Origin of the sequence: Mycobacterium sp. E1715 (assembly GCF_001667625.1) — a bacterium.
Lineage (GTDB): Bacteria > Actinomycetota > Actinomycetes > Mycobacteriales > Mycobacteriaceae > Mycobacterium.
Genome location: NZ_LZJJ01000105.1, coordinates 1 through 9,556, shown reverse-complemented (window position 1 = coordinate 9,556; position 9,556 = coordinate 1). Strand labels below are relative to the sequence as shown.

Below are 9,556 nucleotides of genomic sequence, written 5' to 3'. Positions count from 1 at the left end.
GCAGGTGCGCGGAATGTCCACGGTGGTAACGACTTTCGGCGTGGGCGAACTGTCGGCGGCCAACGCGATCGCGGGCAGCTATGCCGAGCAGGTGCCCGTCGTGCACATCGTCGGGGGCCCGTCCAAGGACGCGCAGGGCACCCGGCGCGCGCTACACCACTCGCTCGGCGACGGAGACTTCGAGCACTTCTTGCGCGTCAGTCGCGAGATCACCTGTGCCCAAGCCAACCTGATGCCCGCGATCGCGTTGGCCGCCGACAGTTCGCCCACGCCGAAAGTCGTTACCACCGTGGACATTCCGCGCAGCCGGCCGTACCCGTCGGCGGCGTAGCCGGCGTTCAGCTCGTTGGCGTTGCCCACCCAGCGGATGGTCGGGTGGGCAACGATGTGGTCGAGGAACTCCAGGTTGTAGTCACCGGGAACGCCGAAGATCTCGGTGACGCCGAGTTCGGCGAGGCGGTCCAACAGGTAGTCACCGACGGTGTAGACGGGCTGGTTGTCAGGCACAAGCACGACGGTACCTCGGTCGAATTCATTCCGGCGGGCACGGCGTTTCAGTATCGTGCGGGCCATGGCACTCAAAGAATCCCGTGACATCGTCATCGAAGCCAGTCCGGAGGAGATCCTGGACGTCATCGCCGATTTCGAGGCGATGCCCGAATGGTCCGAACCCCATCAGAGTGCCGAGGTCCTCTCGACCGGCGACGACGGGCGGCCCAGCCAAGTGAAGATGAAGGTGAAGGTCGCCGGGATCACCGACGAACAGGTGGTGGCCTACACCTGGGCGCCCGACGCGGTGAGCTGGACGCTGGTGAGCTCCTCGCAGCAGAAGGCGCAGGACGGCAAGTACACCCTGGTACCGCAGGGAGACGCGACCCTGGTCAAGTTCGAGCTTCTCGCGGACCCGAACGTGCCACTGCCCGGCTTCGTCTTGAAGCGCGCGGTGAAGGGGACGATCGATTCCGCGACCAAGGCGCTGCGCGAGCGGGTACTGAAAGTGAAGAAGGGCAAGTAGCCGCAGTGGGTGGCGCCGGACCCCTGGCCGGGGTGAGGGTGATCGAGCTCGGCGGGATCGGACCGGGCCCCCACGCGGGCATGATGCTCGCCGACCTGGGTGCCGACGTGGTGCGGGTGCGCCGGCCCGGTGGCCTGAAGATGCCGGCCGAAGATCGCGATCTGCTGCATCGCGGGAAGCAGATCGTCGACCTGGACGTCAAGACGCGGCCGGCGGCACTGCTCGATCTCGCCGCCAAGGCCGACGTGCTGTTGGACTGTTTCCGCCCGGGGACCTGTGAGCGACTCGGCATCGGTCCCGACGAGTGCGCGGCGGTCAATCCGCGCCTGATCTTCGCGCGGATCACCGGCTGGGGGCAGGACGGGCCGCTGGCCCGGACGGCGGGCCACGACATCAACTACCTGTCGCGGACCGGCGCGCTCTCCGCGCTGGGCCACGCCGACCGGCCGCCGATGCCGCCGCTGAACCTGGTCGCCGACTTCGGTGGCGGCTCGATGCTGGTGCTGCTCGGCATCGCCGTCGCGCTTTATGAACGGGAACGTTCGGGCCGGGGTCAGGTCATCGACGCGGCGATGGTGGACGGCGTCAGCCTGCTCGCCCAGATGATGTGGACCATGAAGTCGACCGGGGCGCTCAGGGACCGGCGCGAGTCGTTTCTGCTCGACGGCGGCGCTCCCTTCTATCGCTGTTATGAGACCGCCGACGGCAAGTACATGGCGGTCGGCGCCATCGAGCCGCAGTTCTTCGCGGCGTTGCTGACCGGGCTCGGCCTGTCGGCCGACGAGGTCCCCGGCCAGCTCGACGTCGGGTCCTACCCGCGGATGTACGACGTCTTCACGAAGCGATTCGCCAGCCGCACCCGTGACGAGTGGACGGCCACATTCGCCGGCACCGATGCGTGCGTCACCCCGGTGCTGACGTGGAGCGAAGCGGCGGCCGACGAGCACTTGAGGGCACGGTCCACCGTGATCACCGAGGACGGCGTCGACCAGGCCGCCCCGGGCCCCCGCTTCTCCCGCACCCCGGCGGCACCGGTCGGACGGCCGCCCGCGGCCACCACGCCACTTAGCGAAATCGACTGGTAGCCAGCGTTTTTACGCCGAATCGATCCGGATGCGGGTCGTTGTTGCTAGGTTGAGCTCAGTGGCCGTAAAAGCATCACGCGAATTTGTCGTCGACGCGCCGCCCGAAGTGGTCATGGAGGCGCTGACAGATGTCCGCGTCCTGTCGTCGTGGTCGCCCCTGCACAAAGACATCGAAGTGATCGACCGTTATCCCGACGGCCGGCCCCACCACGTCAAAACCACCATCAAGATCCTGGGGCTCGTCGACAAAGAGATCCTGGAATATCACTGGGGCCCCGACTGGGTCGTCTACGACGCCAAAGGGACTTCCCAGCAGCACGGCCAGCACGTCGAATACAACCTCACGCCCGAGGGCCTCGACAAGACCCGGGTGCGGTTCGACGTGACGGTCGAACCCGGCCGGCCGATGCCCGCCTTCATCGTCCGGCGGGCCAGCGAAAGCGTGCTCGACTCGGCGGTAAAGGGATTGTGCGAATTGGTAAAGCACGTCGACGGTACAGCCGAGTCGGAATAGTCGGCGGCACGCATTTTTGCCTTCGGGACGGCCGGAGCGGTTGCTAACTTATTAGCAGTGGCCGTTCAAGCATCGTCGGAAATTGTGATCGACGCGCCTCCGGAGGTGATCCTGGAGGCGCTGGCCGACATGGACGCCGTGCCGTCATGGTCGCCGGTGCACAAGCGGGTGGAGGTCGTCGACAAATATCCCGACGGGCGGCCGCACCACGTGAAGGTCACCATCGCGGTGACCGGCATTCACGACACCGAATTGCTGGAATACCACTGGGGCCCGGACTGGATGGTGTGGGACGCCGCCAAGACCGCCCAGCAACGGGGTCAGCACGGGGAGTACAACCTGAGCCGCGTGAGCGACGACAAGACGCGGGTCCGATTCACCATCACGGTCGAACCCTGGGCGCCGCTGCCCGAATTCTGGGTCAACCGGGCACGCAAGAAAATCCTCCATGCCGCGCTGGAGGGCCTGCGAAAGCGGGTGACCGAGGGCTACGGCCCGGCCGGGTCACCGTAGGACGGCCAACCGCCTGATCGCCTCGTCGAGGGTGTCCTCGTGTTTGCAAAAAGTGAAGCGCACCAAGTGATTCCACACTTTGGCTTGGGCCGACGCGTGCGCGGCCGCCGGGTCGCAGAACGGCGACAGCGGGATGGCGGCCACCCCCGCCTTCTCCGGAAGCGCCGCGCAGAACGCGGCGCTGTCGTCGTAGCCCAGCGGCCGCGGGTCGGCGCACAGGAAGTACGTGCCCGCGCTGTCGTGCACCTCGAAGCCGATCTCCGACAGCCCGGCGGCCAGCCGGTCGCGACGGGCCTGCAACGAGCGGCGCAACTCGGCGACCCACGCGTCCTCGGTGTCGAGGGCGAGGGCCACCGCCGGCTGGAACGGCGCGCCGCCGACGTAGCTCAGGTACTGTTTGGCCGCCCGCACCCCGGCGATGAGTTGTGCTGGGCCGCAAGCCCATCCGATCTTCCAGCCGGTGCAGTTGAACATCTTGGCCGCGCTGGAGATGGTGACGGTGCGCTCGGCCATGCCGGCGAAGCCGGCCAGCGGCAGGTGCCGGTGGTGATCGAACACCAGGTGCTCGTACACCTCGTCGGTGATCACCAAGAGGTCGGCGGCGACCGCGACCTCGGCGATGGCGGCGAGCTCGGTGGCGCTGAGCACCGTGCCGGTCGGGTTGTGCGGGGAGTTGACGATCAGCGCGCGGGTGCGTGGCGTCACCGCCCGGCGCAGCGCGTCGGCGTCCAAGGCGAAGCCGCGGCCGTGGGGGACCAGGGGGACGGCCACCCGGTCCGCGCCGGCCATCGCCAGCACCGGCGAGTAGGAATCGTAGAACGGCTCGACGAGCAGCACCTCCGAGCCGGGCTCGATCAGGCCGAGCACCGCCGACGCGATGGCCTCGGTCGCCCCGACCGTCACCAGCACCTCGGTGTCGGGGTCGTACTCGATGCCGAAGTGCCGCCGCCGCTGGGCGGCGATGGCGTGCCGCAGCGACTCCACGCCGATGCCGGGCGGGTACTGGTTGTTCCCCTCGGCAATGGCATCTTGGGCCGCCTTCAACATGGCCGCGGGGCCGTCCTCGTCGGGGAAGCCCTGGCCCAGGTTGACCGCACCGACCCGCGCGGCCAGCGCCGACATCTCGGCGAACACCGTGGTCGCGTACGGACGCAGTCGCGACACCGTCATGCTGGTCGAGCTTAGGGGGCGCCAGGACTCGAACGTCACACCAGCGTGGCGCTCGCGTGCGGCGGCCACGCTGGCGTGACGCTCGGCAGGCTTTACCAGCGGCGATCGGCCCAACCAACAGGTTGGCCGGGCACTTTGTTAGGGTGCGGTATCCGGACCTACCTTTAATACGGATCCGAAACCCACTTGTGAAGAGGAACTCGACATGTCCGAAGAAGCCTTCATCTACGAGGCCATCCGCACGCCGCGGGGCAAGCAACGCAACGGCTCGCTTAACGAGGTCAAGCCGGTGAACCTGGTCGTCGGGCTGGTCGACGAGCTGCGCCGGCGCAACCCCGACCTCGACGAGAACCTGATCAGCGACCTGATCCTCGGCGTGGTGTCCCCGGTCGGTGACCAGGGCGGCGACATCGCCCGCACCGCGGCGCTGGTGGCGGGGCTGCCCGAGACCACCGGCGGCGTGCAGCTCAACCGGTTCTGCGCCTCGGGCCTCGAAGCCGTCAACACCGCCGCGCAGAAGGTGCGCTCCGGCTGGGACGACCTCGTGCTGGCCGGCGGTGTCGAGTCGATGAGCCGCGTTCCGATGGGCTCCGACGGCGGCGCCTGGGCGACCGACCCCGAGACCAACTACCGGATCGGCTTCGTGCCGCAGGGCATCGGTGCCGACCTGATCGCCACCATCGAGGGCTTCTCCCGCGAGGACGTCGACGCGTACGCGCTGCGGTCGCAGCAGAAGGCCGCCGAGGCCTGGTCGGGCGGCTACTTCGCCAAGTCGGTCATTCCGGTGCGCGACCAGAACGGCCTGGTCATCCTGGACCACGACGAGCACATGCGGCCCGACACCACGATGGAGGGCCTGGCCAAGCTGAAGACCGCGTTCGACGGCATCGGCGAGATGGGCGGCTTCGACGACGTGGCGCTGCAGAAATACCACTACGTCGAGAAGATCAACCACGTCCACACCGGCGGCAACAGCTCGGGCATCGTCGACGGGGCCGCGCTGGTGCTGGTCGGCTCCGAGGCCGCCGGCAAGTCGCAGGGCCTGACCCCCCGCGCGCGCATCGTCGCCACCGCGACCAGCGGGTCCGACCCGGTCATCATGCTGACCGGCCCGACCCCGGCCACCCAGAAGGTCCTCGACCGCGCCGGGCTGACCGTCGACGACATCGACCTGTTCGAGCTGAACGAGGCGTTCGCGTCGGTGGTGCTGAAGTTCCAGAAGGACCTCAACATCCCGGACGAGAAGCTGAACGTCAATGGTGGCGCCATCGCGATGGGCCACCCGCTGGGCGCCACCGGCGCCATGATCACCGGCACCATGGTCGACGAGCTCGAGCGCCGCAACGCGCGTCGCGCGCTGATCACGCTGTGCATCGGCGGCGGCATGGGCGTCGCCACCATCATCGAGAGGGTTTAGGACCATGGCAGAGAACACCATCACTTGGGACAAGGACGACGACGGCATCGTCACGCTGACGCTCGACGACCCCACCGGGTCGGCGAACGTGATGAACGAGCACTACAAGGAGTCGATGCACAAAGCCGTCGAACGCCTTGTGGCGGAGAAGGATTCGGTCACCGGCGTGGTGATCACCAGCGCCAAGAAGACGTTCTTCGCCGGTGGCGACCTCAAGAGCATGATCAACGCCGGCCCCGAGAACGCCGGCGACGTCTTCACCGAGGTCGAGGACATCAAGCGCGACCTGCGCACGCTGGAGACCCTGGGCAAGCCGGTCGTGGCCGCCATCAACGGCGCCGCGCTCGGCGGCGGGCTGGAGATCGCGCTGGCCTGCCACCACCGCATCGCCGCCGACGTCAAGGGCAGCCAGCTGGGCCTGCCCGAGGTGACGCTGGGCCTGCTGCCCGGTGGTGGCGGGGTCACCCGCACCGTGCGGATGTTCGGCATCCAGAACGCGTTCATGAACATCCTTTCGCAGGGCACCCGTTTCAAGCCGGCCAAGGCGAAGGAGATGGGGCTGGTCGACGAGCTGGTCGGCTCGGTCGAGGAACTGGTGCCCGCCGCCAAGGCGTGGATCAAGGCCAACCCCGACTCGCACACCCAGCCATGGGACGCCAAGGGCTACAAGATGCCTGGCGGTACCCCGTCCAGCCCCGCGCTGGCCGGCATCCTGCCGTCGTTCCCGGCGCTGCTGAAGAAGCAGCTCAAGGGTGCGCCGATGCCCGCGCCGCGGGCCATCCTGGACGCGGCCGTCGAGGGCGCGCAGGTGGACTTCGACACGGCCACCCGCATCGAGAGCCGCTACTTCACCCAGCTGGTCACCGGCCAGGTCGCCAAGAACATGATCCAGGCGTTCTTCTTCGACCTGCAGCACATCAACGGCGGTGGCTCGCGACCCGACGGCATCGAGCCGGTCAAGATCAACAAGATCGGCGTGCTGGGCGCGGGCATGATGGGCGCTGGCATCGCGTACGTCTCGGCCAAGGCCGGTTTCGACGTGGTGCTCAAGGACGTCAGCATCGAGGCCGCCCAGAAGGGCAAGGGCTACTCGGAAAAGCTTGAGGCCAAGGCGCTTCAGCGCGGTAAGACCACCGAGGAGAAGAGCAAGGCGCTGCTGGACCGCATCACGCCGTCCGCCGACCCCGCCGACTTCAAGGGCGTCGACTTCGTCATCGAGGCGGTCTTCGAGAACCAGGACCTCAAGCACAAGGTGTTCCAGGAGATCGAGGACATCGTCGAACCCAACGCGCTGCTCGGGTCCAACACCTCGACGCTGCCGATCACCGGTCTGGCGACCGGCGTCAAGCGCCAGGAAGACTTCATCGGGATCCACTTCTTCTCTCCGGTGGACAAGATGCCGCTGGTCGAAATCATCAAGGGCGAGAAGACTTCTGATGAGGCACTGGCCCGGGTGTTCGACTACACGCTGGCCATCGGCAAGACCCCGATCGTCGTCAACGACAGCCGCGGCTTCTTCACCAGCCGCGTCATCGGCACCTTCGTGAACGAGGCCCTGGCGATGCTGGGCGAGGGCGTGGAGCCCGCCAGCATCGAGCACGCCGGCTCGCAGGCCGGCTACCCGGCGCCGCCGCTGCAGCTCTCGGACGAGCTCAACCTGGAGCTGATGCACAAGATCGCCGCGGCCACCCGCAAGGGCGTCGAGGACGCCGGCGGCACCTACGAGCCGCACCCGGCGGAGGCGGTCGTCGAGAAGATGATCGAGATCGGCCGCCCGTCGCGGCTCAAGGGCGCGGGCTTCTACGAGTACGTCGACGGCAAGCGCACCCGGTTGTGGCCGGGCCTGCGGGAGACGTTCAAGTCGGGCAGCGCGCAGATCCCGTTGCAGGACATGATCGATCGGATGCTGTTCGCCGAGGCGCTGGAAACCCAGAAGTGCCTCGACGAGGGCGTGTTGACGTCGACCGCCGACGCCAACATCGGTTCGATCATGGGCATCGGGTTCCCGCCGTACACCGGTGGCAGCGCGCAGTTCATCGTCGGCTACGAGGGTGCGGGAGGGACCGGCAAGGATGCGTTCGTGGCGCGGGCACGCGAGCTGGCCGCCAAGTACGGTGACCGCTTCCTGCCGCCGGACTCGCTGACCTAGTTTCAGTCGCAAAGCCCCCGAAGCCGTTGGCCTCGGGGGCTTTTGCGTGGCGTGGTCCCGTGAGACTTAAACCATGGCGGTGCGTTACGGCGTGTCGTCGCCGTGGTTTAAGTGTCGCGGCAATGGAAGGGGCGGTACCGCGTCGGCGGCCTCAACCGGAGGCGGCGGCGATCCTGCGCCATTGCTCGCGCGGGAACGCCTTCGGGTCCTCCAGCAGCACTTGCACGCACACGTGGTCGGCGCCCGCCGACCGATGCTCGTCGACCCTGCGCATGATCGCCCCTTCGTCGCCCCACGCGATGATGGCATCGAAGAGACGGTCGCTCACCTGCGCCAGGTCGTCTTCGGAGAACCCGCTGCGCAGCAGGTTGTTGGCGTAGTTGGGCAAAGCCAAATACGCACGCAGCCAATCGGTTCCGATTCGCCGCGCCTCGTCGGCGTCCTCGGAAAGGACGACGGTCTGTTCAGGCAGCAGCAGGGGGCCCTCACCCAGAGTCGCGCGAGCGGAGGCTGTGTGGTCGGGCGTGACGAGATAAGGATGCGCGCCGCGGGACCGTTCCGCCGACAGGGTCAGCATCTTGGGGCCGAGCGCGGCGAGCACCCGGTTCTCGGCGGGCACCGGCCGCACGGCGGCATCCAGCCCGTCCAGGAACGACGCCGTCGCCGCCAGCGGCTTGCGGTAGCGCCCGGGCTGGCCGGCGTCGATGAGCGGCGCGTGGCTGACGCCGATGCCGAGCAGGAACCGGTCCCCGTGCTCGTCGGTGAGTGCCGCGTAGGACTCGGCGACGTCGCCGGGTGCATGCATCCACAGGTTGAGGATCCCGGTCGCGACCACGGTCCGCTCGGTCGCGGCGAGCAGGTTGCCGACGGCGTCGAACACCGGTCCGCCGACGTCGGGTATCCACAGCGCGGGGAAACCCAACTCGTCCAATTCCGCTGCCGCCTCGGCGGATTCGGACGGATCGCCGTAGCGCAGTTGACTGCTCCAGATTCCCACACCGGCTAGTTCCATCGGCGGTTGTTCCTTTCGTTCGCTTGTCGGTCGGTCGCGCTGTAGTCGGGCACCGGCATCGAGTCGTGCATCCGGACGCCCTTGGCGTTCAGCTTGGCCAGCGACCGCGACAACGACCCGGGCATGGCCGAGACCAGCTGCGCGCCGCGGGTCAACGCCCACACGCCGAACCGCGACCCGGGAATGATGCCCTTGGCGGCGCCGCGGGCGAACGCGCGGCTCTGGTGTACCGGCTCGCGCATCTGCAGTTCGTAGGCGGAGAACGCGCGCAGGAGGTCGCCGTCGGCCTGGGCGAGCTCGCCGGCCAGTACGTAGGCGCCGAGCACCGCGAGGCTGGTACTGCCCCCGACCGCCGGGCCGGGGCAATATCCCGCGTCGCCGACGAGGGTGACCCGCCGACGTGACCATCGGTCCAGTCGCAGTTGGCTGATGGAGTCGAAGTAGAAGGCGGGCGTGCTGTCGACTTCGGCTAGCCAATCGTCCACCTGCTCGTGCATATCGGCGAACGCCGAACGCAATAAGTCCTTCTGCCGCAACGCATCCCGGTGGTCATAGTCGAGTTCACGGCTACTGCGGAACAGGAAGACGGCGCGCGCGTCGTCGAGGTGCTCGGCGGTGTAGATGGCCGCGAGGCGGCCCACGCCGACGTGGCAGGTCATCTCGCCGCGGCCGGCGAGCGCC

Annotated in this window: 9 protein-coding genes and 2 pseudogenes; 7 read left to right on the top strand and 4 right to left on the bottom strand. The window is 68.0% G+C overall.

What is annotated here, in order from left to right; genetic code table 11:
- Nucleotides 1-13 precede the first annotated feature (13 nt).
- Nucleotides 14-331 (top strand): thiamine pyrophosphate-binding protein, encoded by a 318-nt coding sequence (locus A9X03_RS28240; RefSeq protein ID WP_369830999.1) that lies wholly within the window; start codon nt 14-16, stop codon nt 329-331.
- Here the strand turns inward: A9X03_RS28240 and A9X03_RS28235 are convergent.
- Nucleotides 235-573: pseudogene (locus A9X03_RS28235) on the bottom strand (thiamine pyrophosphate-binding protein); the annotation flags it as partial. The gene A9X03_RS28240 and the pseudogene A9X03_RS28235 overlap by 97 nt on opposite strands.
- Here A9X03_RS28235 and A9X03_RS05760 point away from each other — a divergent pair.
- The 4 genes from A9X03_RS05760 to A9X03_RS05745 are packed head-to-tail and all read left to right on the top strand — an operon-like array spanning nt 572 to nt 3,127.
- Nucleotides 572-1,015, top strand: a complete 444-nt coding sequence (locus A9X03_RS05760) for an SRPBCC family protein (RefSeq protein ID WP_067753348.1) — start codon at nt 572-574, stop codon at nt 1,013-1,015. The pseudogene A9X03_RS28235 and the gene A9X03_RS05760 sit on opposite strands and share 2 nt — an antisense overlap.
- A gap of 5 nt (nt 1,016-1,020) precedes the next feature.
- Nucleotides 1,021-2,100 carry a CaiB/BaiF CoA-transferase family protein gene (locus A9X03_RS05755; protein WP_067753351.1) on the top strand — a complete coding sequence of 360 codons (1,080 nt, stop codon included), beginning with the start codon at nt 1,021-1,023 and terminating at the stop codon, nt 2,098-2,100.
- Nucleotides 2,101-2,158: 58 nt separating this feature from the next.
- Nucleotides 2,159-2,614: an SRPBCC family protein gene (locus A9X03_RS05750; RefSeq protein ID WP_067753354.1), complete on the top strand. Its 456-nt coding sequence runs from the start codon at nt 2,159-2,161 to the stop codon at nt 2,612-2,614.
- 57 nt (nt 2,615-2,671) lie between these two features.
- Nucleotides 2,672-3,127, top strand: coding sequence for an SRPBCC family protein (locus A9X03_RS05745; protein ID WP_082950154.1), 456 nt, complete (start codon nt 2,672-2,674; stop codon nt 3,125-3,127).
- On the opposite strand, the gene A9X03_RS05740 is transcribed toward A9X03_RS05745, so the two are convergent.
- Nucleotides 3,119-4,297: a pyridoxal phosphate-dependent aminotransferase gene (locus A9X03_RS05740; RefSeq protein ID WP_067753357.1), complete on the bottom strand. Its 1,179-nt coding sequence runs from the start codon at nt 4,295-4,297 to the stop codon at nt 3,119-3,121. The two genes, A9X03_RS05745 and A9X03_RS05740, sit on opposite strands and share 9 nt — an antisense overlap.
- A gap of 205 nt (nt 4,298-4,502) precedes the next feature.
- Between A9X03_RS05740 and A9X03_RS05735 the strand changes: the two genes are divergently transcribed.
- Entirely contained in the window at nt 4,503-5,714 is a 1,212-nt protein-coding gene (locus A9X03_RS05735; protein ID WP_067753360.1) for an acetyl-CoA C-acetyltransferase, read from the top strand.
- Between the two features lie 4 nt (nt 5,715-5,718).
- Nucleotides 5,719-7,863: a 3-hydroxyacyl-CoA dehydrogenase NAD-binding domain-containing protein gene (locus A9X03_RS05730; protein ID WP_068260087.1), complete on the top strand. Its 2,145-nt coding sequence runs from the start codon at nt 5,719-5,721 to the stop codon at nt 7,861-7,863.
- A 151-nt stretch (nt 7,864-8,014) separates the two neighbouring features.
- Here the strand turns inward: A9X03_RS05730 and A9X03_RS05725 are convergent, their stop codons facing one another.
- Together A9X03_RS05725 and A9X03_RS05720 are read right to left on the bottom strand one after the other, a co-directional pair.
- Complete coding sequence (locus A9X03_RS05725; RefSeq protein ID WP_067778608.1) at nt 8,015-8,875, bottom strand: LLM class F420-dependent oxidoreductase; 861 nt, start codon at nt 8,873-8,875, stop codon at nt 8,015-8,017.
- Nucleotides 8,866-9,556: pseudogene (locus tag A9X03_RS05720) on the bottom strand (FAD-dependent oxidoreductase); the annotation flags it as partial. The gene A9X03_RS05725 and the pseudogene A9X03_RS05720, both read right to left, overlap by 10 nt.